This window comes from Mycolicibacterium sp. MU0050, assembly GCF_963378085.1.
Lineage (GTDB): Bacteria > Actinomycetota > Actinomycetes > Mycobacteriales > Mycobacteriaceae > Mycobacterium > Mycobacterium wendilense.
Map to the genome: position 1 here is coordinate 4881387 of NZ_OY726395.1, position 24917 is coordinate 4906303.

The following is a 24917-nucleotide window of genomic DNA, read 5'->3' on the forward strand; positions in this document are numbered from 1 at the left end:
TGCCATCCGAGACATTTACGCGCATACATTCAGTTTTGGCGAACTATACGAAGCGCCCGGACTCAGGTTCCACTAGGAGTAATGGCTACCGGTAGCCGTGCTGGCAAAACTACGATGGCCCACCAGGCCGCTCCGGCGCCTATCGAAAGACCGCTCGAGGAAGCTGCTTCGACTCTTTGGCCCGGTGGACCACCACCACCGAATCGAAAACCTCGATGCGGTCGATGATCGTCGCGGCAAACGGCACGTCCACCTGCTGAACCCGCTTGGGATGGCCTTCCATGACCTGAAATACCGATTTCATTTGCATGTAGTGCGCGTGCATGGCGTCCATGAGCCACTTGGTGAAGTCAACGAAGGACTCGGGCTGGTCCCGATATGGCGTCCAGTAGTTGGCGCACACGTCCTCCACCATGTAGACGCCACCCGGCCGGAGCCGCGGGAACAGATACTGGAATGAGGAAATCATCTGTTTAGGGGTGTGACCGCCGTCGTCGAGCACGGTGTCGAACGGCCCGAACTCCTCGAGGACGCTACTCAGGAAGCTGGTGTCGGTCTGGTCGCCTACCCGGACGTGTATATCGCTCTCGGGCGCGTCGTACTGGGCCACCTTGGGATTGATATCGAGACCGACGATCGTGGCATCGGGTAGGTACTCTCGCCACATCCGTAGCGAGCCGCCCCGATCCACGCCGATCTCGAGCATGCGCTCCGTGTGAGTCAGAACCGATTGATAGATCGGGAAATAGTGCCGCAGCTTGTGGACGTTCTCGGTGTGTTCGAACACTCGCCCGATGGGTGTGTCCCCGGGTGCGCTGTCCTCGGCGCGCATCGGCACGGCGCGTGCGAGGTCCGGTCCCAGGGCCTCGAGCATCCGAGACCGCCCTTTGTAGGGATAGCGGCGGGTAACGAAGGGCGGCTTCGATTGCAGCGCCAGGCGGAAGGGGGCCATCGTCATGAAACCCTATGCCCGTCAATAGAACTAAGCCCTACTTGATCTCCAAAAAGCGCCATGCGGCGCAGCATACTCACGATATTTGGCAACTTTCTTGGATTTTGCTGTCAGCAAAGGGGGTGGCGCGCCACGGTACCCCGAACTCACGCCGTCGGCCGGTTGGGGGTTGGAAACTAGTGTTGTCTGGATTCGGCCGCCGCGACTTCTCCCAGCGGAGCCCCCGACGCCGCCGCCAACCGCCGACGTTTGATCCGGCGTTTCAGCGACAACGCTCGCTTCTCCACCAAAAACCAGCTCGCCGCCGCGAGTGGCAGCGTGGCCGCAACTGATACGACAAAAAAGAGGAAGGGATTCATGGCGGATAGCCCTGCGACCGCCAACAATTGCTGGACCGGGAACGCATAGATATACATCCCGTAGGACACGTCGGTCCGGATGTTCAACCGCTTCTTCTTGACCAGGATGCCGGAGACCACCACGGCGTACGCCAACGGCAGGCCGCCCACCAACCGATAGTCCGGCATGACGCTGGCAGCCATGACGATCACGCTGCTCACCGCGACCAGCGACCAGCGCGCTGGAATAACGTCCCGCCAGTGGTACAACACCGCCCCAGCCGCAAACATGATTGCGCAGCGCATCGCGAGCTGCGGGATGGTCCATACCCCAGGGAAAGTCAAGGGCGGCAGCATAGCCGCCCCGGCCACCGCCAGCACCAGGATCACCGGCGACACCCACCGGAACTTGGCGAGCCCGACTATGCCGAGGCCGGCAACGGCGAGGTAGCACATCAGTTCCCAGATGAGGGACCAGAGAGAGGCATTCCAGATGCCGGCGAATGGGATGTCGCTCGGCGTGCCGCCGACGTCGAACTGTAGGTGGATGATGCCGAGGTTCTTCAGCACGTATTCGACCGGAGCAGTAGACAGCAGCAGCTTCATCGGCGAGCCGCCCTGAATCGCGACGCTCAGAGGCGCGATGACGAAGGCAGTGATCGCCAGGCAGATGTAGAAGCCGGGAAGGATGCGCAGCGCGCGGGCGGCCAGGTAATCGCGCACATGCGGGTCCCGGAGCCAGCTCGCCGTGATGAGAAAACCGGACAGCGCGAAGAATCCGTCGACGCCCACCGAGAAGAGCAGCTGCAGGACAGCCGGTGATTGAACTGCGTGACCGGTGACCGGAAACGCGTGAAACAAGATCACCTCAGTCGCCAAGACGAGCCGTAATGCGTTCAATGCGTTGTTGCGTGGATCGAACGCTGTTCCGAGCTTCATCCGCCTCCTCGGTTCCGCTGTAGCGGCGTAATCGTATCGCCAGACCGGTTACGGCTGCCCAACTTTCACGCACCCAACATCACCACCGATACGGGTGTGTTCGCCACCGTTGACGGAAATCGTCGGTTGTTGTGGTCAGAGCCCCGCTGCTGCGCGGATTCCGGTTGCTGCCCCGTCGGCGGCGCCGGGACTTCGCTAGGCCCACGTCCCCTTGCGGCCGTGGGCAATTGCGACAGCCTCGTAGAGCGGCTTCATGAACTTGCGCGAGAATCGATAGCGCAGATTGAAGTGGCCTCGGAAGTCGTCCAATGAGGTGCGGAACCCCCGCTCACTGGCCTGATACGCGCCAAATACGCGGTCCAAAACGGCCTCGTCCCAAGGGTCATCGTTCGCTGCAGCGCGCAGCGTGTCGTAGGCGACCGTCAGCCAGTCGGTGCCGAAGGGTTCTTCGACGGGACCCGATTCGCGCTGCCGACGGAGACTGGGTTCGAGAAACTCATCAACGGGACTGTCGTCCCCGGTGTCGAGTGCGATGGGCAGAATGGCGGAAATGCGTTTGAGTTCGCGTCGCCAATCCTCCAGTAGGTTCGTGTAATCAACGAACACCCTCGGCAAACCACGAGTGTGCTGCTCAGCCAACAAGTTGTATTTGAGCCATAATGCACTCGCGAGTTGCGGAGTCGCCTGCATGAATTTGGCGAGTGAGCGATTCACCTCCGTAGGGTCCCGGACCGCGAGTACGGCGGCGATGTCGTAGCCGGCCATCCGCGCGGCGTTGAACCAGGCATCACACAACAGCGAAATGTGCAGGACTTTGATGACCGTGACAGGCGCAGTCGGCAATTCGCGGAGATAGTCTGCGATCTGGGCGCTGAACTGGGTCTTCTCTTCGTCGCTCAGCACCCCCTCGTCCTGCAATCGGAGTGTCGGATCGAAGTAGCTGCTGCCATGCCGGTACAAGAACTTCTCGTTGAGGTGCAGCGCGGCGCGGGGCTCCCAGTAGCCGCGCGGGTTGTTCGCATCGGCCCCCAACATTCCGGGTGGCATGGCCACACCGCTGAGCGAAAGCGCTCGGGTCAATGCGGAGGTCCCGGACCGTCCCATGCCCAGGACAAACATGATGACAGGCCGCCGGGCAGAGTTCATCTCGTTCGTCGCGGTCACAGCGAACTCCGATCCATCGGCGCCGTAGTTCTTCTGGCGCGTCGCTGTTGCAGCGGAAGATATGTTGACAGACATAGGATTTCAGTCATGAGAGCCTCTGGTCCGGGGGCCAGCAATTGCTTTACAGATTACGGCCACCCAGTAAATAGTGACCGCTTTACCCGACGCTAGCCGCCCCGAGGCGCCCCCCGCAAGCGGTCCGAATATTTCATCGGTCGGGTATCCCAAAACTGGGACACCCGACTCAATCGCGATGGCCCAACCATTGCCGCGCTAGGGATTTGGCGTGACCGTGCTGATCCACTCGAGCAATACGGGCAGACCGTCAGCCAGCGTCCACTTGGGACTCCAGCCGAGAGCATCGTTCGCGGGTCCGATGTCACAACTCGCGGCGCGCACATCCCCGTCTCGAAACTTGCCCACAACCACCGGCTCTGGCGCTTCGCAGATTCCCGCTACCGTGCGCGCCAACTCGTGGACAGTGGTCGCCGCGCCCGACCCGATGTCATGGCAGCGCCGACCGGCCGCCGGGGCCGCTATCGTGGCGAACAACGCCTCCACCACATCTTCGATGTAGACGAAGTCACGAACGATACGGCCGTCTTCGTAGACCTCCAATGCGTGGTGCTCCCGAGCCAACCGTGCGAAGAGCGCCACAATGCCGGTATAGGAGTTGGTCAGCGATTGACCGGGACCATAGACATTTTGCAGGCGGAGCACCGTCAGGTTGGTGTCGTGCGCCGCGGTCCAAGCCGCCAGTAGATGCTCCTGAGCCAGTTTGGTCGCGGCGTAGACGTTGGTGGGACGTGGTTCGGTTCGACTGGCACAACTGGGGATTGGTTGTGCAGGGGCATCTTCAGGCCCCTGCGGATCCCAGATTCCGGCGGCGAGCTGGGCGTGGCTGCGGGGCGGCGGGTAAAAGGTTCGGTCGGCACAGCGCCACGCACCCTCGCCGTAAACAGCCCTCGATGACGCAACCACGAGCTGTCGAGGCACCACACCGGACCGCCTCAGGGCGTCGAGCATCTGGGTGGTCCCCACCACGTTCACGGACCCGTGCCTGGTGGCTTCTGATAGAGACTGCGCTGTCCCTGTTTCGGCCGCGAGATGCACGATCTGGTCCGGTACGAACAAGCGAAGCACGGCGTTCCAGTCCGGTGCATGCGTGACATCACCGGTGAATACCCGCACTGCCGCCGGCAGATCCAGCTCGCCGCCCCCAGCGTGAACCTGCGGATGCAGGATGTCCATCACAGCGACTTCGTAGCCTGCCTGAACCAGCCGGGCCGAGAGGGCGGACCCGATGAAACCCGCTCCGCCGGTGATCAGTACGGATCTAGACAAGATCGACGCCTTCCGTGCGAGTGCATAGTCAGTGGACTGCCGATTAACAACCAAGTCATGCTATCGCCGGCACTCAGGGCTCCGAGCCAGGCGTCACCGCTCATGGCTCGAACACCGCGGCGGCGCGTCGCTCGATCAGGTCGGCCGCATGGCGAATACTTTGTGAGGGAGCAGTCATCTGGGCAGCTATCTCTCGTGCGTGCACTGCGCAATCTGGCGTCAGGATCCTCCGCAGGTCGGCAACCAGAGTCGCTCGCGTTGTGGTCGAAAATCGCCTTGCGGCACCGATTTCGAGGTTCTCCAGCTGCGCGCCCCAGAGCGGTTGATCCCCCGCGGTCCACAACGCCAGCGTCGGTACACCAGCGCGCAGGCTCGCCGCCATCGTTCCGGAACCGCCGTGGTGGACAACGGCTCGACATTTCGGAAAGACCGCTGCGTAGTTCACAACGCCCGCTACGTGGACATGGCCGAACCGGGGCGTCTCTCTCAGGTCTGTGCCGCCGGCACACACCAGCGCCCGCTCTCCCAATTCTGCGCAAGCCGCGCTGATCATTTCGACCGTGTCCGCAGGCGACTGCATGGGGATGCTGCCGAAACCGAAACAAATCGGTGCAGAACCTGCGTCGATCCACGCCATCACCTCCACGTCGTCCGCAGCGGTCAATTCCATTGTCAAGGTCCCGACAAAGGGGCGCCGCCCCGGATGCGACACGTTCCATTCTTCGGCAAGGCCGGGAAAACACACCGCGTCATAGGCTTGAATCTCGAGCGCTCCGTACTCCGCCATCCTGCGCGCCGCTGTGCCTTTCGCCTGCGGCAGTCCGAGCTCACAGCGTTGCGCGTCCTCCACACGCTTGGTCAGGCGCCACAACAGCCAATCGTAAGCCTGCATTCCGGACCGAACCACCGGTGCCGGCAGGGTCGGAACGATACGGCCGTTGGGCCGCCACGGAAACGTGTGCAGGACGGCGAGCGGGATGCCGTAATGCTGCGCAACATTTGCAGCGGGTTGCTCATAGCCGACGCCAGTCGACAAGAGATCGGCGTCCTTCGCCAAGGTCATCAGGGCCCTGTTCATCTCCGCCCAATGTCGGGTCGCACCCTGCAATGCGTCGCGGGACAACGCGACCAGGTCCTGTATTCGCCAAAACCGTCGGGTCCAGCGGGTCCATCCGTCACGGTAGGCACCCAATTGTGGTTCGACCTCGATTCCGTAAGGGATGGCATCGAGTCCCGTTGCGTGGGCGAAGCCGACCAGATCCGGCGGCACGGCCATCCGGACCTCGTGTCCTCTGCGCTGGAGTTCGTGTCCGACGGCCACCGAGGGCTCGATGTCGCCGCGGGTCCCGTAACTCGCCATGGCGAACCTCATGTGGGTTGCGCCCCTCCCCGGTTTCGACGTGCCGGTCAATCACCGCGTTCTGTTGGCCATTATGGCGATTGCCCGGTGCCGGCGGCGGTGTTCCGATCTTCGTACGAAGCTTTTCGTAATTGCGAAAGATGTTGCAGCGATCCCGGATCGGCGTTTCGTGGCGGATCTTGCAGGGAATATGCGGTTTTCCGCCGGCCCTGGCAACCAGATATCGCATACGCCAGCACCAGCGATATTCGAACGGCGATTCGGCTTCTGGCCGGCGGTGGGTCGCGTGCCCGAACGCGCATCAGCGGCAGCGGCCACTAATCCGCCGGTCTCTTTACCGTGCGGGTTAAGCTTTACGGGTGTTTTGCCCCATGGGCCAATGCCACGCCCTCGAACGGTCCGGTTCTTTGACCACGTCGGGTATGACGTCATGCGCGGGATAATTCTCGCGGGTGGGTCCGGCACGCGTTTACATCCGATCACGATGGGTGTAAGCAAGCAGCTCCTGCCGGTCTACGACAAGCCACTCGTCTACTACCCGCTGTCGACCCTGATCATGGCTGGCATCAGAGACATTCTGATCATCACCACACCACACGACGCTCCGGCGTTCCAGCGCCTGCTTGGCGACGGGTCGGCGTACGGAGTGAATCTCAGCTATATTTCGCAACACCAGCCCGAAGGCTTAGCACAGGCATTTGTGCTTGGAGCCGAGCATATTGGCAACGACACTGTGGCTTTGGCGCTGGGTGACAACATCTTCTACGGGCCTGGGCTCGGGACCAGCCTCAGGCGTTTCCAAAACGTCAGCGGCGGCGCCATTTTCGCTTACTGGGTGGCTAACCCCTCGGCGTACGGCGTAGTGGAGTTCGGTGCCGACGGGACAGCCGTCTCACTCGAGGAGAAACCCCAACATCCGAAATCCCACTACGCCGTGCCCGGCCTGTATTTCTATGACAACGACGTCATCGAGATCGCCCGCTCCCTCCGGAAATCGGCCCGCGGTGAGTACGAGATCACCGAGGTAAACCAGATCTATCTCGAACAAGGCCGACTCTCGGTAGAGGTGTTGGCCCGCGGAACGGCGTGGTTGGACACGGGAACGTTCGATTCGCTTCTCGACGCGAGCGACTTTGTCCGCACCATCGAGCGTCGTCAGGGACTGAAAGTCAGTGCGCCCGAGGAGATTGCCTGGCGCGCAGGATTCATTAACGATGACCAGTTGGCTGCCCGCGGCAAGGAACTCCTTAAGTCCGGCTACGGTCGGTACCTGCTACATCTGCTGGAAAGGAAATAGGTCGGCGCGGCCTGGTCAGCCCGGACGACAACGGCGGGCGTCTGTCTGTGTAACGTCAAGGCGTTCGTGCCAGACATAAGAGTTAGGTTTCGCAACAAGTTTGAGGCCTAGGCATCAGTGGGTAGCTCAACCGATGCCGAGACCGTCCGGGACCGACCACTGGACGACATCTTGTCAATACTCGAAGGAGCGAAAACATGATCCGATCATCATTGACCGGAGTGGCTGCCGCCGCGTGCGGGCTGGCTCTGTCCCTCTCCGCGGGCGCCGGAATTGCGTCCGCCGCTCCCGACTACGGCCCGATGGTCGATACGACCTGCAGCTTCGATCAGGCGATGACGGCCGTGCGCACCGAGAACCCGATGGCGGCGCGCTACCTCGATCAGTCGCCGCCCAACGTGCAGTTCCTGCGCGTGTATCTCGGCGCGCCCCGTGATGAACGCATCAACCTGCTCAATCAGATCAAGGACAACCCCGGGGCGAACCAGGCCCTACCGGTGTTCCAGCAGATGCTCACCAGTTGCACCAAGTACTGAACTGACTCGAGTTCGCTTCGACCCGGAGCAAACGCGAGTCGCTGATTCATCTCAGGCCGTCCCCAGCGCCGAGTCCGCTTGCGGTCTCACCGCTGGGGACGTTCTGCGTACTAGGTGCGGTCTTCGCCCAGCAACTCACGCACGGCGGGACGCGTGCCGTACTCGCGGAGCATGGCGCTTGCCGGCCGCGGCCGGACCTGTACCGGCCACCAGAACCACCGTCCCAGCAGCGCGGCGATCGACGGGGTCAGGAAGGCGCGCACAATCAATGCGTCGAACAGCAGGCCGAAGCAGATGGTGGTGCCCACCTGGCCGATGATCCGCAGGTCGCTGACCACCATGGCCGCCATCGTCAGGGCGAACACCAAACCCGCTGTCGTCACGACCTTGCCGGTGCCGCCCATCGCCCGGATGATGCCGGTGTGCAAACCCGCGCCGATCTCCTCCTTCATCCGGGAGACCAGCATCAGGTTGTAGTCGGAACCCACCGCCAGCAGGATGATCACGGACATCGCCAGCACCATCCAGTGCAGGTATATCCCGAAGATGTACTGCCAGATGAGCACTGAGATGCCGAACGAGGCGCCCAGCGACAGCACCACCGTGCCGACGATCACGAGTGCCGCGATGGGGCTGCGCGTGACGATGAGCATGATCATGAAGACCAGGCAGACAGCCGCGATGCCGGCGAGCCAGACATCCCACTTCGAGCCATCGTGCCAGTCCTTGGCCGTCGCCGCGGCACCGGCGATGTACACCTTGCTGTTCACCAGCGGGGTGCCCTTGAGCGCCTCCTCGGCCGCCGTCCGGATCTGATCGATGCGTTGGATGCCTTCGATCGACGCCGGGTCTCCGCTGTGCGAAATGATGTAGCGCACGGACTTTCCGTCCGGCGACAGGAAGAAGTCCATGGCGCGCTGGAACTCCGGATTTTCGAAGACTTCCGGCGGTAGGAAGAACGAATCGTCTATCTGGGCGGCGTCGAAAGCGCGGCCCATGACGCTGACATCCTCGGCCGCATCCTCCATGCCGGCGTTCAAACCCGTCTGGGTGCTGTGCATGGTGAGCGTCATCTCCCGCATACGCTCCATCACCGCGATCATCTGCGGCATGATGACCAACATCTGGGGCATCAGCCGGTCCAAAATCTCCATCTCATCGACCAACCCCGACATCTCGTCGTTCAGGCGGTCGACCTTGTCGATAGAGTCGAAGAGCGACCGAACTGCCCAGCACACGGGAATGTTGTAGCAGTGCGGTTCCCAATAAAAGTAGTTACGAATAGGTCGGAAAAAATCGTCGAACAGGGCAATACGTCCCCGCAGTTCTGAGACGACTTCCTCCATTTCTTTGGTGTTGCCAACCATGCTGTGGGTAGTGGCGACCATCTCTTGCATCACAGCGTACGAACGCTTCTGCGCTTCGATCAGCTCGGCCATGTCGTCGGCCTGTTTGAGCATGTCGTTGTTGCGCTGTTGTTGGAAGTGATTGGCCTGGGCCTGCGTAGCGCTCTGCAAGCTGAGAAGGAACGGGATGGACGTGCGTTCCAACGGGGTGCCTTCGGGCCGGGTAATCGCCTGCACCCGTGACACACCGCGCACTTGGAATACCGCCTTGGCGACCTTGTTCAGCACCAAGAAGTCGTCCGGATTACGAAGATCGCGATCGGTTTCCACCATCAGCACTTCGGGTGTCATACGCGACTGGGAAAAGTGTCGATCCGCGGCCTGAAATCCCTGATTCGCCGGAATGTCACCCATGATGTAATTCCGGTCGTTGTAGCTCGTCTTGTAGCCCGGCAGCGCCAGCAGGCCGACCAACGCCAGTGCCAGCGTGGCGACGGCGATCGGTGCCGGCCATCGGACGATAGCGGTCCCGATTCCCCGCCAACGACGCTCGGCGATCTTGCGCTTGGGCTCCAGCATGCCGAAGCGACTGGCCACCGCGACACCGGCGGGGACCAGGGTCACCGCCACCGCCACCGCCGCGGCCAGTCCGATGGCCGCCGGAACGCCCATGGTCTGGAAATACGGCAGGCGGGTGAAGCTCAGGCACAGCATGGCACCGGCAATCGTCAGGCCGGACGCCAGAACCACGGGCGCGACCCCGTGATACATGCTGTAGTAGGACGTTTCGCGATCCTGGCCGGCCTGTCGCGACTCCAGATATCGGCCGAAGAAGAAGATGCCGTAGTCGGTGCCCGCCGCAATACAAAGGAACACCAACATGTTGACGGCGAAGGTGGACAGCCCAAGAATCTCGTAGTGGCCGAGCACCGCCACGACGCCGCGCGCCGCGCCCAGCTCGAAGCCGACCATCAACAGCAACAGGATCACGGTGCCGAAAGACCGGTACACCATGAGCAACAGCGCGAAGATGACCGCGACACTGACGATCGTGATCTTGAGGATGGATGCGTTTCCGCCGTGGTGCATGTCCGTGATCAGCGGGCCCGCGCCCGTGACGTAGACGTCGACCCCCGCCGGGACCGGTATCCCGCTTACGATGTCGCGCACCCCGGCGACCGACTTGTCCCCCAGGGCGGTCCCTTGGTCGCCGACCAGATTCAGCTGTACATAGGTGGCCCGTCCGTCCGGACTCTGCACGCTGGAAGCGGTGAGCCGGTCCCCCCAGAGATCCTGGACATTCGACACATACTCTGGGGCGCTTTCCAATTCAGCGACCAGACGCGTGTAGTACTCGCGCGCGCCCTCACCGAGGGGCTCCTGCCCCTCGAGCACGATCATGGCGAAGTTGTCCGAGTCCGAGTTGTCGAACGTCTCGACCATCCGCTTCATCGCCTGCGCCGACGGAGCGTCGGAGGGCATCAACGCGACGGCATTCTCCTCGCCCACCGTCTCCAACATCGGTGCCGAGAAGGTCAGCGCCAGAATCAGCGCCAGCCAACCCACGATGATGATCGGAGCGAACCTACGAATGGTCCGCGCGATGAAGGGCCGCCGGGAATCCTCAGTGTCCATAAGGGTCCGCTAGTCCCTCATAAGCAGCGACCGCACAAGGGGGCGAGGTCCGGTCGATCGGAGCATGGTGCTGGCCGGCCGGGGACGAACCCGCTGCGGCCACCAGAACCAGCGACCCAACAGGGCGGCAATCGACGGAGTCATGAACGCACGGACCACCATGGCGTCGAACAGCAGGCCGAGGCCGATCGTGGTACCCACCTGACCGAGCATCAGCAGGTCGCTGACGATCAGGGAGGCCATGGTGGCGGCGAACACCAACCCCGCCATGGTGACGACCCTGCCCGTACCTCCCATGGCCCGGATCAGTCCGGTCTTCAAGCCGGCGCCCACTTCGTCCCTCATGCGGGAGACCAGCATCAAGTTGTAGTCGGAGCCCACCGCCAACAAGACGATGACCGACATGGCGAGCACCACCCAGTGCAACTGGATACCGAGGATGTGCTGCCACACCAGCACCGACAGCCCGAAGGACGCCCCGAGTGAGAGCACCACCGTGCCGACGATGACCATCGCGGCGATGATGCTGCGGGTCATCAGCACCATGATCATGAAGATCAGGCAGATCGCGGAGACCAGGGCGATCAGCAGGTCGTAGACGGAGCCCTCAACGAGGTCCTTCACGGAGGCGGCGGTACCGGTGAGGTAGATCTCCGAGCTTTCCAGCGGGGTCCCCTTGAGCGCCTCCTCCGCTGCGATCTTGACCGGGTCGACCAGTGCCATGCCTTCGGTGGTCGCCGGATCGCCGCGCTGGGTGATCAGCATGCGCGCGGACTTGCCGTCGGGCGACAGGAAGATGTCCATGACGCGTTGGAACTGCGGGGATTCGATTACCTCCGGTGGTAGGTAAAAGGAGTCGTCATTGTTAGACGAGTTGAACGCCTTCGCCATCGCCGTCGCCGTATCACCGGAATCGTCCATCTGGCCCAAGATCCCGGACATGGTGCTGAACATCGTCAGCATCATGGTGCGGCTCGACTCCATTGACGCAATCATCGGTGGGAACTGCAGCAGCATCTGCGGCATCAGCAGCGCCATCTTGTCGAGGTCTTTCACCATCTCTTCCATGGTGCCGCTGACCTCGTCAACGCCGTCGAGCGCCTCGAAAATGCCTCGCAGCGACCAACACACGGGGATGTTGTAACAGTGCGGTTCCCAATAAAAGTAATTGCGGATCGGCCGGAAGAAGTCATCGAAGTTCGCGATATGGTCGCGCAATTCTGTGGTGGTGTCCTGGAGCTCGTGCGTGGTCTCGACCATCCGCTGCGTGGTGCTCACCATCTCTTGCATCAGCGCGTACATGCGCTTCATGAGCGCGATGGTCTCCGCCATCTCGTCGGCCTGCTTGCGCATGTCGTTCATGCGCGCCTGTTGGAACGGAAGCGCAAGGCGCTGACTGGCATTCGACATGCTGATCATGTAGGGAATGGTCGTGTCCTCGAGCTGCGTGCCCTCCGGCCGCGTCACCGACTGCACGTTGGCAATGCCCGGCACCTCGAAGATGGCCTTGGCCAGCTTGTTCAAGACCAGCAGGTCCGTTGGGTTCCGCATGTCGCGGTCGGCCTCGATCATCAGAACTTCGGGAACCGCCATGACCGATGCGGGGAAGTGCCTTGCGGCAGCTTCGTATCCGCGGGCTGCAGGAATGCTGTCGGGAATGAAGTCCTGGTCGCTGTAGCTCGGTTTGTAGCCGGGCAGCGTCAGGAGGCCGATCAACGCCAGCGCCAACGTTGCGATGAGGATGGGACCCGGCCATCGGACGATGGCGGTGCCGATGCGCCGCCATCGCCGCGTCATCACGCTTCGCTTGGGTTCGTACAGGCCGAAGCGGCTGCCCAGGGCGATGGTGGCCGGCACCAGGGTCAGCGCCACCGCCACGGCCACCAAGATGCCCAGCGCGCCCGGTATACCCAAGGGCTGGAAATGGGGCAGTCGGGTAAAGCTCAGGCAGGCAATGGCTCCGGCGATGGTCACGCCGGAGGCCAGGACCACCTTGGCGACGCCGCTGAAGGCGGTGTAGTACGCGCTTTCGCGGTCCTCGCCCTGCTGTCGCGCCTCCTGATATCGCCCGAAGAAGAAGATCCCGTAATCGGTTCCCGCCGCGATGCCCACCGAGACCAGCAGGTTGACCACAAATGTCGTCAGGCCGACGTAGCCATGCATGCCGAGCCACGCGACGAGACCGCGCGCCACCTGCAATTCGACGAGCACCGCGAACAGCAGCACCACGACCAGAATGAAGGAGCGGTAGAAGAAGATGAGCATCAAGAAGATCACCGCGATGGTCACCAGCGTGAAGAGCAGGACTGTCGCGGCGCCACTCTCACCCGCATCCGCGGCGATGGCCGCCGGACCGGTCAGGAAAGTCTCGATGCCCGGAGGGGCCGGGGTGCGTTCGATGATGTCTTGCACCGCCCGCACAGCCTCGTTCGAGTCGGCCTCACCGAACTCTCCCGCTAGGTTGACCTGCACGAAAACGGCCTTGCCGTCGACGCTCTGCGCGGCACCGGCGGTGAGCGGATCCCCCCAGAAATCCCGGACGAATTGCACGTGCTCGGGAGTGTCCTCGAGCTGGCGAATGATCTCGTCGTAGTACTCGTGGGCCTCGGCGCCGAGTGGCTCCTGGCCCTCGAGGACGATGACCGTCACGCTCTGCGCGCTGGGCTCCTCAAAGACCTCGCCCATGCGGATCGACGCCTTGACGGCCGGCGACTCCGTGGGCACCAATGAGACGGCGTACTCGCGTTCCACCACCTCCAGGGGAGGCACCGCCACCGTGGCGAGGACGGCCAGCGCCAACCACCCGAGAATGATCAGCGGGGAGAAGGCGCGGATGAAGGACGCGATGCGCGGCCGAGATGCCCGCTGCGTCTCGGTCCCGCTGGTCATGCGGCCTGCAACAGGCAGGAGGTGAAGGCGTTCACCTGGTTGGACACCTTCTCCTCCTTGAGTTCGTCATCGACACTGATCCGGCACCCGATGGTGCTACCGTCCCCCTGCGCCATGATGCTGCCGATCGTGGTCGTCTGGTAGACCTCGAATTGCATGCTCCACGGCAGGCTGACGTTCTCGACGAATTGCGGATCTGTCTCCGCGTCGAAATAGCTGATATTGGCTACGGCTCCCGGAGACCCGAACACCTCGTAGGTCAATTTCTTCGGTTTGAACGCTTCGGTCTGGGCCTGTTCCGACGACGCATATGTGGGCCGGTCCTCCGAACCGAAAATGCCATGCAGCCTCGACACGGTGAAACCGCCGGCACTGAAAACCACGAGCGCCAGCAGCGGTATCCACAGCCGCTTCAGAAGCCGCAAAATCGTAGTTCTCCTCTGTCAACTCGCCACACCCGGCGCGGTGATGCGCCGCACTCACAAACGCGTGGCCCCCCGAGGCCGCAACTCAGTTCTGGAAGAGTAAACCATGCCCACGGCCAGCGGATAAGTCGGTTCTCGCCACCCTTAAGTCCGGCAACTTTCGACCCCGTCGAGTTGTTATGCAGGCCTGCATAAAACCGCGCTCACGACCCCTCCTGGCGAATGCAGAATGATCGGTCTCTTAGATTCTCAAAGCAAAATCTCTGGCACGACCGTGCTACTCGGAGTCGGCACGCCCGTCCCGTTCTCACCTCCCCCGCCCGCACGGGCCTCCCCCCGACGGATCCGCCGGTAAGTTCGATCTGGTGGACCACCCCGACGGCGATCGCATCGACGCCAACACCCTGACCGGCGTCTCCGAGACCGCGCTGCTGACGCTGTACGGCCGCGCCCATCAGGCCGGCCACCGGGACGCCATCATCGATGACCCGATGGCCATCCGACTGGTCGAGGCCATCGACTTCGATTTCGAGAAGTTCGGCCGCAAGGGCCAGGAGATGGCGCTGCGCTCGCTGGCGTTCGACCGCGCCGCGCTCAGTTACCTGTCGCAGCATCCCGCAGCTACAGTCGTGGCGCTTGCCGAAGGTCTGCAGACCAGTTTCTGGCGCCTCACCGAGGTGCGTCCCGAACTCGAGTTTTCCTGGCTCACGGTCGATTTCCAGCCCATCATCGATCTCCGGCAACGCTTGCTACCGCATTCTCCGCGAATTCGAACGCTGGCGCAGTCGGCGTTGGATTACTCGTGGATCGATCAGGTGGACACCAGCAACGGTGTGTTCATCACGGCCGAAGGCCTGTTGATGTATCTGCAGCCCGACGAGTCCATGGGGCTGATCCGGGAGTGCGCCCGCCGGTTCCCGGGTGGTCAGATGATTTTCGACCTGCCGCCGGTGCTGGTGAAGAAACTTGCCCCGAAGGGCGTCCGCTCCTCACGCCGCTACCGGGTCCCCCCGATGCCGTTCAGCCTCACGCCCGCGCAGCTGGCGGACTTGGCCAACACCGTCCCCGGGATCCGCGCGGTCCACGACCTGCCGATGCCGCGTGGGCGCGGCTGGGCATTCGAAAAGCTGTTCCCCGCGTTCTGGCAGTGGAAGCCCACCAAGCAGTGGCGCGGCGCCTACACCTTGCTGGAGTTCGGTTGATTCGGCGCCGCGGCGCCTCAGAGCGCGAACGAGAATCCGCCGTTGACGCAGATGGTTTGACCGGTGATCCACGACCCCTGGTCGCTGGCGAGTAGCAGGGCCAGGTTGGTCACGTCGTCGGGCACGCCCGGCCGGCGGATGGCGTAGTTCTGCAGGATCGCCTTCGCCTGAGGCGAATCGGCCTGTTCGGCCCATAGCGGTTCGGTCAGCGGGGTTCGCATGGTGCCCAACGAGATGTTGTTGGCGGTGACGTTGTAGCGACCGTTCTCCGCGGCGATCGTTCGCGTGAGTCCGGCGGCCCCCGCCTTCGCCGCGCCGTAGACGGCGCCGCCGGGGTCCCCGGTCCGGCCGGCGTCCGAGACGACGGTGAGCACCCGTCCCCACTTGTTGGACACCATCGCCGGCAAGACCGCCCGGGTGCAGTGCAGCACGCCATACAGATTGACGCGCAGGAACGCCTCCCAGTCGGCCGGCTCGGACTCCGCGAAACGCCCACGCGTGGCGAACCCCTCGGCGCCCGCGTTCCCCGCGTTGTTGACCAGGACATCGGCCGGGCCGTGCGCGGCAACCGCGGTGCACACCGCGTCGTACTCGGTCACATCGAACGGGACCGGCGTGGCCGCGCCCCCGGCGGCGCGGATCTCGTCGACCACCTGCTCACAACGTTCGGGACGCAGGTCATTGACCAGGACTTCGGCTCCCGCGGCACCGAACGCGAGCGCGAGCCCCCGGCCGATGCCCTGGCCGGCGCCGGTCACCAGGGCACGTCGGCCCCGCAAGTCAGGCCCGGCGGTCACTTGCCGGCCGCCGGGGTCCACTCGATCCGCAGTTGGGTCAGACCCCGCAGCAGGAAGGTCGGGTCGTAGGCGAAACGGCGATTGCCTGCGGGACCGTGGAACTCCTCATCGATGCGAATGTCGCTCATGCGCTCCAACATACGGCGCACGGTGATCTGACCCTCCACGCGCGCCAACGGTGCACCCGCGCAGGTGTGGATGCCGCGGCCGAACGCGATGTGCTCGCGCACGTTCTTGCGTTCCGGACGGAATTCGTGGGGGTCCTCGAACTTGCGTGGGTCCCGGTTGGCCGCTCCCAGGCACAGCATCACGATGGTGCCGGCCGGCAGATGCACCCCGCCCAGGGTGGTGGTCTTGCGGACCAGCCGGAAATCCACCTTGGTGGGCGAATGCATGCGCAGCGACTCCTCGATGAAAGTCGGTATCTTGTCCGGGTTTTCCCGCAGCATCTGCTGATAGTCCGGGCGGTCCCCGAGTGTTTGCACCGCCGCGCTGAGAAGCTTGGTCACCGTCTCCTGTCCGGCGGCGAACAGGAACGTCGCCGGCTTGACCACCTCCATCAACTCTGGCGTCGAGCCGTCGGGGTACACCGCGGTGGCCATCCCGGACAGCACGTCCTCACGCGGTTCGCGGCGGCGCTCGGCGAGGTACCCGGCAAACTTGTCGTCCAGGTACTGCAGGGGGTCCAGACCCACCGGCTCACCGTCGAGGGCGCCCACCCGGGTGCCGCTGGGTTGTTCGGCGCCCAGTGCGGCGAGGAACTCCGGGCGGTCCTCGTCGGGAACACCGAGTAGATCGATGATCGCCGAGGTGGCAAAGGGTTTCGCGTACTCGGAGAGGAACTCGCACTTCCCGTCGGCACCCGAGGGATCCATGATCTGGTCGAGCTGGTTGTCGACCAGCTGCCACATGTACTCCTCGTTCTCCTTGAGGCGTCGCGGCGTCAACAGCTTGTTCAGCAGCGACCGTGCCCGCTCGTGGGCCGGTGGGTCCATGACCACCATGTGCTCGTGGATGGGGAACAGGTGCCGGTGGGCCTCGATCTGCTCGGTGATGTCGTCGCCCTCGGGTTCGAAGGGCAACGGCGGGAACGGTCCGCCGATGGCGTTGACCGCGGAGAACGAATCGTGGTCCTTGAACGCGGTCATCACCTCCTGGTAGCCGGTCACCGCGACGACGCCGTAATGCGGCTCGCGGAATACCGGCCCCTGCTCACGGAGGTGGTCCCAATACGCGTAGGGGTCCTGGCTGATCTCGGGGTCGGAGAAGTAGTCGACGGAAGCGAGGTCGGTCATGGGTCGGCCGTCCTTTCGGCGATGATGCGGGCTGACTATTGGGCTGGAACTACTCTTCGTCGACCGTGATCGCCCCGCGCGGACATGCGTCGACGGCAGCGCGCACCTGTTCCCAGAACTCCGGCGGCGGCTGCTCGTCACAGCGGGCGATGTCGTCGTCGGTCAGGTCGAAGACCTCGGGTGCGGTTTCGATGCAGAGTGCGTGGCCTTCGCACAGTTGCTGGTCGATCCGCACTCGCAGAATCCGCGCACCCACGCTCACTTGCCCTCCCTGTTGGAATCTGATCGACCGACCAAACTGTTAGGATACGCAATGCCTATCACGGCGCGTGACAGACGGTCAAGCAACACTGCGACAAAGGACGGCTGAATGCCCGTGTCCCCCAAGACCAAGCCTGCGGACAGCAGCGCGCGGCAGCGGCTCATCGAGGCCACCGCGAAGGTCATGCGCGAGGAGGGCTACGCTGCGGCCACCTCACGGCGGGTGGCCACCGAGGCCGGCGTCAAGCAGGCACTGGTGTACTACTACTTCCCCACCATGGACGACCTGTACGTCGAGGTGCTGCGGTCCGGCGCCGAGGCGTCCCTGGCGAACATGCGCGCCGCGCTGACCGACAACGACCCGCTGCGCACCCTCTGGCTGATCAACAGCGATCTGCGCATGACCGGGCTGAACACCGAGTTCATGGCGCTGGCCAATCATCGCAAGGCGATCCGCGCGGAACTCAAGGCGTACGCCGAGCGAGTGCGCGACATCGAGACGGCGGCGGTGACCGTCGCCCTGCGCACGGCCGGAGTCGACGTCGAGGAGTACCCGCCGGTGGCGGTGTCGATGATCATCGCGCAGATCGCCCGCAGCCTGTGCAACGAGAGCGCCGTCGGGGTCACCCTGGGGCACGAGGAACTCCGCGCGTTCATGAAACGCCAGCTCGACCTGTTCGCCGGCCCCACCTCGGACGACTGATCGACCACCCCACTTCCCCCACACCTGGTTGACAGGTCGCCCGATCAATGCCACGCTCCTGATCGATCGACCAAACAGGGCGATCACCCTCACGCCGGTCGGGCGATTGCTGGCAGGCGTCCGAAAGAATTGAGGTGGGTCATGGGCGGACGGGTTGAAGGCAAGGTCGCATTCATCACCGGGGCGGCGCGCGGGCAGGGCCGCAGCCACGCGGTGCGGCTGGCCGAGGAAGGCGCCGACATCATCGCGATCGATGTCTGTCGGCAGATCAGCAGCGAGAGCCGCATTCCCGCAGCCACTCCCGACGACCTGGCCGAGACCGCCGACCTGGTGAAGAATCTCGGCCGCCGCATCGTCACCGCCGAGGTCGACGTGCGCGACTACGACGCGGTCAAGGACGTAGTGGACAGCGGCGTCGAGCAGTTGGGCCGGCTGGACATCGTCGTCGCCAACGCCGGGATCGGCAACGGTGGCGACACCCTGGACAAGACCAAGCAAGAAGACTGGGACGACATGATCGACGTCAACCTGTCGGGCGTGTGGAAATCAGTCAAAGCGGCTGTGCCGCACCTACTTTCCGGCGGCAACGGCGGATCGATCATCCTCACCAGCTCGGTCGGCGGCCTCAAGCCCTACCCGCACACCGGCCATTACATCGCCGCCAAGCACGGCGTCATCGGCCTGATGCGGACGTTCGCCGTGGAGTTGGGGCAGCACTCGATCCGCGTCAACGCCGTGTGCCCGACCAACGTCAACACCCCGCTGTTCATGAACGAGGGCACCATGAAGCTGTTCCGTCCAGACCTGGAGAACCCGGGCCCCGAGGACCTCAAGGTGGCCGCGCAGTTCATGCACGTGCTCCCCGTGGGGTGGGTCGAACCCATCGACATCAGCAACGCCGTGCTGTTCCTGGCCTCCGACGAGGCCCGCTACATCACCGGCCTGCCCATGACCGTCGACGCCGGCAGCATGCTGAAGTGACGCGGGGCGGCGTCGCGTGAAGCTCGTATTCAGCCTGCCACACATGTTGCGGCTCAAGGCCATGACGCAACCGTGGGAGCATGCCGTCACGGGTGCCGACCAGACCCGGATGGCGCGTTGTGCCGACGAGTGGGGCTTCGACATGATCGCGGTCCCGGAGCACTTCATCATTCCCAACGAGCATCTCGAACTGTCCGGGCCGCATTACCTGCAGTCGACCATCGCCCAGGCGTATCTCGCCGGGGCGACCAGTCGGATCATGTTGAACTCGTGCATAACCGTGTTGCCGCTGCAGCATCCGATCGTGCTGGCCAAGAACTTGGCCACGGCCGACTGGATGAGCAGCGGGCGCATGATGGTCACGTTCGGAGTGGGTTGGCTCAAAGGCGAATTCGACCTGCTCGGCGTGCCGTTCCACGAACGCGGGAGGATCGCCGACGAATACCTGGCCGCCATCAAGGAACTGTGGACCAGCGACACTCCGCGCTTCGACGGCAAGTACGTGTCGTTCGACGACGTGGCTTTCGAGCCGAAGCCGGTGCAGAAGCCGCACCTGCCGATCTGGATCGGCGGTGATGCCGACGCGGCGCTGCGCAGGGCGGCCAAATTCGCTTCGGGGTGGTGGTCGTTCCTGACCCCACCGGAGCAGATCGCCGATCGGTTGGACTTCATCAAGTCCCAACCCGAATACGACGGCCGTCCGTTCGACGTGGTGCACGGGTTGGGCACCACGCGCGTCGGGGAAGGGCATGCGGTGCAAGATGATCCGCACGGGCGTCCGGGTATGAGCGCATCGGAGATCGTGGACCGGTTGAGCTGGCTCGGCGAGCAGGGCGTCACCGTCAGCTCGGTCCCCATCCCGCAGGTGCGCGGGGTCGACGAATACCTCGACTACTCGCAATGGGTCATCGAGGAGATCAAGCCGAAGGTGGCCTGAGGAGGTTGCGCCCGGGCGAAAAGTGGGCACTCTGCAGCCATGCAGACTCAGCAGTACGCGCCCGGGCGCAGCGTCGACGTGTTCGGCCAACCCACCGACCCGACCGTCCTCGTGTGGCACGGCACGCAAACCGACGCCAGGTCCACCGTCGGGTCCCTCGCCGATCAACTGGCCGGCCACGGCTTGCGGGTGGTCGTGCCAGATTGGGATTCGCACGCCGCGGATCGCGGCCGCGCCGATCTGCTCAACTCCGTGGAGTTCGCTCAGTCCGACGCCTCCGGGCCACTGGCCGTGGTCGGGTGGTCCCTGGGGGCGGTCGCGGCGGCGGGTCTCGCCATTCGCGCCGACGAATACAACGTTGCCCTGCGGCACGTCGTCGGGCTGGGCGGCGCCTTCATGGTGCGCGATCCGCTCTCGGGGGAAACGCTGGGCCCACAGCTGCGCACCGCACGCGTAGGCGCACCGTTCACGCTATTGCACGGAGTGGACGACGACGTGGTCCCGGTGACGGCCAGCCGTGCGTTCGCAGCCGACCTACAGGCCGTCGGCTGGCCGGTGCGGGTCGTCGAGCTGGCCGCCGATCACGGCAATATTGCGGGGGCGCAGTACAACTCGGCGCAGGACCGGTACGAGCCGACGTCGGATCCGGACACCCGGCGGGTCGTCACTGAGGTGGCCGGCCACATCGCGGAGGCGCTGGCGGACCCCCCGCCCGCGCCGCACGCCTTACGGTCGTGACATGAATCTCGACGAGTACCGCGCCCACGACGCCACCGGCCTGGCCCAACTGGTCGCCGACAAGGCCGTGACCGCGGCGGAACTCCTCGCGCTCGCACAGCAGCGGGCAGCCGAGGTCAATCCCCGGCTCAACGCGATCGTCCGCGATGTCCCCGCCGATCCCGACCGCGCGCGCACCGGGCCGTTCGGCGGGGTCCCGTTCCTCATCAAGGACCTCTCGCAGGACTACGCGGGAGTGCCCACCTCGGCGGGCTCACGCGTCTTCATGTCGCTTGGGTCAAGCACGTCGACATCAGCAATGCCGTGCTTTCCTGGCCTCCGACGACGCCCGCTACATCACCGGCCTGCCGGTCACGGCGGACGGCGGCTGCATGCGGAAGTGACCCGGGCCGGCACCGCCGCAGATGCCCTGAACGGCATAAGCGCGCTACTGATCGGCCGGGCGGGACGCCGCCCGTTGCTCGAGCCAGCCGGCCAAGGAACGCCCCGCCTCCAGCACGTGGCGTTCGGCGATCACTCGGGCCCGTTCGGCATCCTTGTCCGTCAGCGCGTCGAGGAGTTCCTCATGCTCATCCAGGGAGTGGTTCTCGTGCTCGGGAAACAGCGTGAGGAAGTTCGACGGCACGACGCGAACGGCTTGACGGATCTGGGTCAGCAGGCGCGGTGAGTGCGCAGCGCGGTGAATCTCTTGGTGGAAGCGCCAATTCGCTTCACCGATGCTGTCGTCGCCGGACCGCGATGCCACGTCGGCGGCCAGGGAGCGCAGTTCGGCCAGCTCGTCTGCGGTGATCCGTTCGGCCGCCCACGCTGCCGCCTGGCCGGTGAGGACGCCCAGGATGGTGAACGAGTCCATCACGTCGCCGACGTTGACGCCGACCACGGTGATACCGCTGCGCGGCGCGATCTTGACCAGGCCTTCGAACGACAGTTCCAGCAGCGCCTCCCGCACGGGGGTGCGACTGGTGGCGAACTCCTCGGTGATCGAGTCGAGGTCGACTCGAGTGCCGGCCGCCATCGCGCCGGTCAGGATGCGATCCCTGAGTTCGCGGGCGGCGCGTTCCCGCACCGTCCCGGAGATGTCCATCGCCATGGCCATACTGTACAGCCCACCAGATCAAGCATTTGAAATCTGATGTATCAGATGTTAGATTCGCCATCATGAGCCAGAAGCGCGCCGACCAGATGTCCCTGGTCGCATTCATGCAGGCGGGCAACGCCTCGGTGTACTCGGGATCGTGGCGGCATCCGGCCACCGAGCACGGTTATCTCGATGCGGCGTACTACGCCAAGGTGGGCCGTCAACTCGAAGAGGGCTGCTTCGACCTGATGTTCTTCGACGACCGGTTGGCGATGCCCGGCATCTACGGCCAGTCGGTGGCCGAGGCGGTGCGCTACGGCGCGCGACCGGTCAAACTCGACCTGTCGGTGGTGCTCGGTGTGCTGGCCGAGGCGACCTCACACATCGGCCTGGGCGCGACCTACTCCACCACCTACTACGCGCCGTTCCACGTGGCCCGCACGTTCGCCACGCTCGACCACCTGTCCCGTGGCCGAGCCGCGTGGAACGTGGTCACCTCGGTCAACGACAGCGAGGCGCAGAACTTCGGTGTGCAAAGCCATCTCGGCCACGACGAACGCTACGACCGCGCCGACGAGTTCCTCGAAGTGGTCGCCGGCCTGTGGGACAGCTGGGAGGACGAGGCCATCGTCGCCGACCGCGGGTCGGGCCAGTACGCCGACCCGACCAAGGTGCACGAGCTGGGTCATGTCGGACAGTACTTCTCGGCGCGCGGCCCGCTGACCGTGCCGCGCACCCCGCAGGGTCGACCCGTCATCCTGCAGGCCGGCTCGTCGGGCCGGGGCCGCGACTTCGCTTCGCGCTGGGCCGATCTGATCTTCACCGGCGATCCCGGCTTCGACGTCGCGCGCGCACACTACGCCGATCAGAAGCAGCGCATCGCCGAGTCCGGGCGCGACCCGCAGACGGTGCGGATCTGCCCGATGGCCTACGCCGTGGTCGGCGAATCCGAATCCCACGCCAAGGAACGCGAGGCGATGTTCCTAGAGGACCTGGTGCACCCGATGGCGTCGCTGACGCTGCTGTCGGAGTTGATGAACTACGACTTCGCCCAGCACGATCTCGACGATCCGATCACCGACGATCTGCTCGCTCAAGCCTCGGGTATCCGCGGCCTGGTGCAGGGGTTGCGTGAGCATATCGGCGGGACGGTCCGGGTGCGCGACCTCGCCGCCCACCGCGCCACGCTGCTGCAGGGCCCAAGGTTCGTCGGCACCGGACCGCAGGTGGCCGATCAGATGGCGGCCTGGTTCGAAGACGGTGCGTGCGATGGGTTCGTGCTGGCCGCCACCCACATGCCCGGTTCGTTCGAGGATTTCGTCCGGATGGTGGTGCCCGAGTTGCAGCGCCGCGGACTGTCCCGCACCGCCTACCAGGGTTCGACGCTGCGGGAGCATCTCGGTTTGCCGCGCCCGGAGTCCAACCACCGCGGTGCCGGAATGGCCGTCTGATGGCGAGTGCGACCACCGCCGGAATGCTCGACGGCATCCGGGTGCTCGACCTGGCCACGCTGGCCGCCGCCCCGCTGGTAGCGACCTACCTCGGCGAGTTCGGCGCCGAGGTGATCAAGGTCGAACAGCCCGGGCAGGGCGACCCGATCCGCACCTGGGGGCATCAGCGCAACGGAGTCGGACTGATGTGGAAGTCGCTGTCGCGCAACAAGAAATCGATCACTCTGAATCTGCGCTGCGAGCAGGGCCAGCAGTTGGTGCATCGGCTCGTCGAGCACGCCGACGTGGTGATCGTCAATACCCGGCCGCAGACGTTGCGCAAGTGGGGTCTGGACTACGAGGCGCTGCGCGCGGTCAACGACCGCATCGTCATGCTGCACATCACCGGTTTCGGCTTGACGGGGCCCAAGAGTGAACGCCCCGGGTTCGGCACCCTCGGCGAGGCGATGAGCGGATTCGCGCACCTGACCGGGGAGGCCGACGGGCCGCCGACGCTGCCGCCGTTCATGCTTGCCGACGGCGTGGCCTCACTCAACGCGGCCTACGCGGTGATGATGGCGCTCTACCACCGCGACGTGCACGGCGCCCCAGGCCAACTCATCGACGTCAACCTGATCGATCCGCTGGCCCGACTGCTGGAACAGAGCCTGCTCGGCTATGACCAGTTGGGCATCGTCGGACAGCGGGCCGGTAATCGCTGGGATATCTCGGCACCGCGCAACACCTACCGGACCGCCGACGGGCGGTGGCTGGCGATGTCGGGCAGCTCCCCGGCGCTGGCACTGCGGGTCTTTCACGCGATCGGTCGCGAGGACCTGGTCTCCGACGCCGACTTCTCCGATCCGCAGCGCCGTTTGGCGCGCGCGGCCGAGGTGGACGCGGTGGTGGCGGAATGGGTCGCCGGACAGACGCTTTCGGATGCCATGGCAGTGTTCGACGCGCACGAGGTGGCCGCCGCGCCGGTGTACGACGTGCGTGGGCTCGTCGAAGACGAACAGCTGGCGCACCGCGAGGTTTTCGTCTCGGTGGACGACGACGAACTCGGCGCCATGACGGTGCAGGCCCCCGTGCCGCGGTTCTCCGGCGCCGAGCCCCGGGTCCAAGCCCTGGGGCCGCGGCTGGGGCAGCACAACGCCGAGGTCTACGGTCAACTGCTCGGTTTGACGCCCGCGGATCTGGATCAGTTGCGCGTCGACGACGTGCTCTGAGCGCCTTTATCTGACAACTTCTATGACACAGAGGAATTCAC

Annotated in this window: 21 protein-coding genes and 2 pseudogenes; 11 read left to right on the plus strand and 12 right to left on the minus strand. The window is 64.4% G+C overall.

Going from position 1 to position 24917, the window contains the following annotated elements; all coding sequences use genetic code 11:
- Positions 1–139: 139 nt before the first annotated feature.
- The 5 genes from R2K23_RS23225 to R2K23_RS23245 form a co-directional block, all read right to left on the minus strand.
- Positions 140–874: a class I SAM-dependent methyltransferase gene (locus R2K23_RS23225; protein WP_316517511.1), complete on the minus strand. Its 735-nt coding sequence runs from the start codon at positions 872–874 to the stop codon at positions 140–142.
- Between the two features lie 254 nt (positions 875–1128).
- Entirely contained in the window at positions 1129–2229 is a 1101-nt protein-coding gene (locus R2K23_RS23230) for an acyltransferase family protein (RefSeq protein WP_316512958.1), read from the minus strand.
- A 195-nt stretch (positions 2230–2424) separates the two neighbouring features.
- Entirely contained in the window at positions 2425–3333 is a 909-nt protein-coding gene (locus R2K23_RS23235; RefSeq protein ID WP_316517514.1) for a sulfotransferase family protein, read from the minus strand.
- 333 nt (positions 3334–3666) lie between these two features.
- On the minus strand, positions 3667–4737 hold the full coding sequence (locus R2K23_RS23240) for an NAD-dependent epimerase/dehydratase family protein (protein ID WP_316512960.1): 1071 nt from the start codon (positions 4735–4737) through the stop codon (positions 3667–3669).
- Positions 4738–4837: 100 nt separating this feature from the next.
- Positions 4838–6109, minus strand: a complete 1272-nt coding sequence (locus R2K23_RS23245; RefSeq protein WP_316512962.1) for a glycosyltransferase — start codon at positions 6107–6109, stop codon at positions 4838–4840.
- A gap of 418 nt (positions 6110–6527) precedes the next feature.
- On the opposite strand from R2K23_RS23245, the gene rfbA reads away from it, so the two are divergent.
- Positions 6528–7394 carry a glucose-1-phosphate thymidylyltransferase RfbA gene (gene rfbA / locus R2K23_RS23250; RefSeq protein WP_316517516.1) on the plus strand — a complete coding sequence of 289 codons (867 nt, stop codon included), beginning with the start codon at positions 6528–6530 and terminating at the stop codon, positions 7392–7394.
- Between the two features lie 197 nt (positions 7395–7591).
- Positions 7592–7930 (plus strand): hemophore-related protein, encoded by a 339-nt coding sequence (locus R2K23_RS23255; RefSeq protein ID WP_316512964.1) that lies wholly within the window; start codon positions 7592–7594, stop codon positions 7928–7930.
- Between the two features lie 110 nt (positions 7931–8040).
- Here the strand turns inward: R2K23_RS23255 and R2K23_RS23260 are convergent, their stop codons facing one another.
- Genes R2K23_RS23260 through R2K23_RS23270 form a run of 3 tightly spaced genes read right to left on the minus strand, consistent with a single transcriptional unit; the run spans position 8041 to position 14216 of the window.
- A complete protein-coding gene (locus tag R2K23_RS23260; protein WP_316512966.1) occupies positions 8041–10911 on the minus strand; it encodes an MMPL/RND family transporter in 2871 nt (956 codons plus the stop codon).
- A 9-nt stretch (positions 10912–10920) separates the two neighbouring features.
- Positions 10921–13800 (minus strand): MMPL/RND family transporter, encoded by a 2880-nt coding sequence (locus tag R2K23_RS23265; RefSeq protein WP_316512968.1) that lies wholly within the window; start codon positions 13798–13800, stop codon positions 10921–10923.
- On the minus strand, positions 13797–14216 hold the full coding sequence (locus R2K23_RS23270) for an MmpS family transport accessory protein (RefSeq protein ID WP_316517518.1): 420 nt from the start codon (positions 14214–14216) through the stop codon (positions 13797–13799). The genes R2K23_RS23265 and R2K23_RS23270 overlap by 4 nt, the downstream gene beginning before the upstream one ends.
- Before the next feature lie 374 nt (positions 14217–14590).
- Here R2K23_RS23270 and R2K23_RS23275 point away from each other — a divergent pair, with 374 nt between their 5' ends.
- On the plus strand, positions 14591–15427 hold the full coding sequence (locus tag R2K23_RS23275; RefSeq protein ID WP_316512970.1) for a class I SAM-dependent methyltransferase: 837 nt from the start codon (positions 14591–14593) through the stop codon (positions 15425–15427).
- A gap of 17 nt (positions 15428–15444) precedes the next feature.
- On the opposite strand, the gene R2K23_RS23280 is transcribed toward R2K23_RS23275, so the two are convergent.
- From R2K23_RS23280 to R2K23_RS23290, 3 genes are read right to left on the minus strand one after another with little or no spacing between them, the layout of a single operon-like run.
- Positions 15445–16206, minus strand: coding sequence for an SDR family NAD(P)-dependent oxidoreductase (locus tag R2K23_RS23280; protein WP_316517519.1), 762 nt, complete (start codon positions 16204–16206; stop codon positions 15445–15447).
- Positions 16207–16220: 14 nt separating this feature from the next.
- Positions 16221–17519 (minus strand): cytochrome P450, encoded by a 1299-nt coding sequence (locus R2K23_RS23285; protein ID WP_316512972.1) that lies wholly within the window; start codon positions 17517–17519, stop codon positions 16221–16223.
- 49 nt (positions 17520–17568) lie between these two features.
- Complete coding sequence (locus tag R2K23_RS23290; RefSeq protein WP_316512974.1) at positions 17569–17781, minus strand: ferredoxin; 213 nt, start codon at positions 17779–17781, stop codon at positions 17569–17571.
- Between the two features lie 108 nt (positions 17782–17889).
- On the opposite strand from R2K23_RS23290, the gene R2K23_RS23295 reads away from it, so the two are divergent.
- From R2K23_RS23295 to R2K23_RS23320, 6 genes and pseudogenes are all read left to right on the plus strand, one after another.
- Positions 17890–18483 (plus strand): TetR/AcrR family transcriptional regulator, encoded by a 594-nt coding sequence (locus tag R2K23_RS23295; protein ID WP_316512975.1) that lies wholly within the window; start codon positions 17890–17892, stop codon positions 18481–18483.
- Positions 18484–18624: 141 nt separating this feature from the next.
- A complete protein-coding gene (locus R2K23_RS23300; RefSeq protein WP_316512978.1) occupies positions 18625–19464 on the plus strand; it encodes a mycofactocin-coupled SDR family oxidoreductase in 840 nt (279 codons plus the stop codon).
- Positions 19465–19480: 16 nt separating this feature from the next.
- On the plus strand, positions 19481–20401 hold the full coding sequence (locus R2K23_RS23305) for a TIGR03619 family F420-dependent LLM class oxidoreductase (RefSeq protein ID WP_316512979.1): 921 nt from the start codon (positions 19481–19483) through the stop codon (positions 20399–20401).
- Positions 20402–20440: 39 nt separating this feature from the next.
- Positions 20441–21139 (plus strand): alpha/beta hydrolase, encoded by a 699-nt coding sequence (locus tag R2K23_RS23310; RefSeq protein WP_316512982.1) that lies wholly within the window; start codon positions 20441–20443, stop codon positions 21137–21139.
- A gap of 1 nt (position 21140) precedes the next feature.
- Positions 21141–21413 (plus strand): annotated as a pseudogene (locus R2K23_RS23315) (amidase); the annotation flags it as partial.
- Positions 21401–21522: pseudogene (locus R2K23_RS23320) on the plus strand (SDR family oxidoreductase); the annotation flags it as partial. The pseudogenes R2K23_RS23315 and R2K23_RS23320, both read left to right, overlap by 13 nt.
- Before the next feature lie 44 nt (positions 21523–21566).
- On the opposite strand, the gene R2K23_RS23325 reads toward R2K23_RS23320, so the two are convergent.
- Entirely contained in the window at positions 21567–22229 is a 663-nt protein-coding gene (locus R2K23_RS23325) for a GntR family transcriptional regulator (protein ID WP_396892651.1), read from the minus strand.
- Between the two features lie 68 nt (positions 22230–22297).
- Here R2K23_RS23325 and R2K23_RS23330 point away from each other — a divergent pair, with 68 nt between their 5' ends.
- Both R2K23_RS23330 and R2K23_RS23335 read left to right on the plus strand, forming a co-directional pair.
- Positions 22298–23668 (plus strand): LLM class flavin-dependent oxidoreductase, encoded by a 1371-nt coding sequence (locus R2K23_RS23330; protein ID WP_316512986.1) that lies wholly within the window; start codon positions 22298–22300, stop codon positions 23666–23668.
- A gap of 23 nt (positions 23669–23691) precedes the next feature.
- Positions 23692–24876, plus strand: coding sequence for a CaiB/BaiF CoA transferase family protein (locus tag R2K23_RS23335; protein WP_316517521.1), 1185 nt, complete (start codon positions 23692–23694; stop codon positions 24874–24876).
- Positions 24877–24917 lie beyond the last annotated feature (41 nt).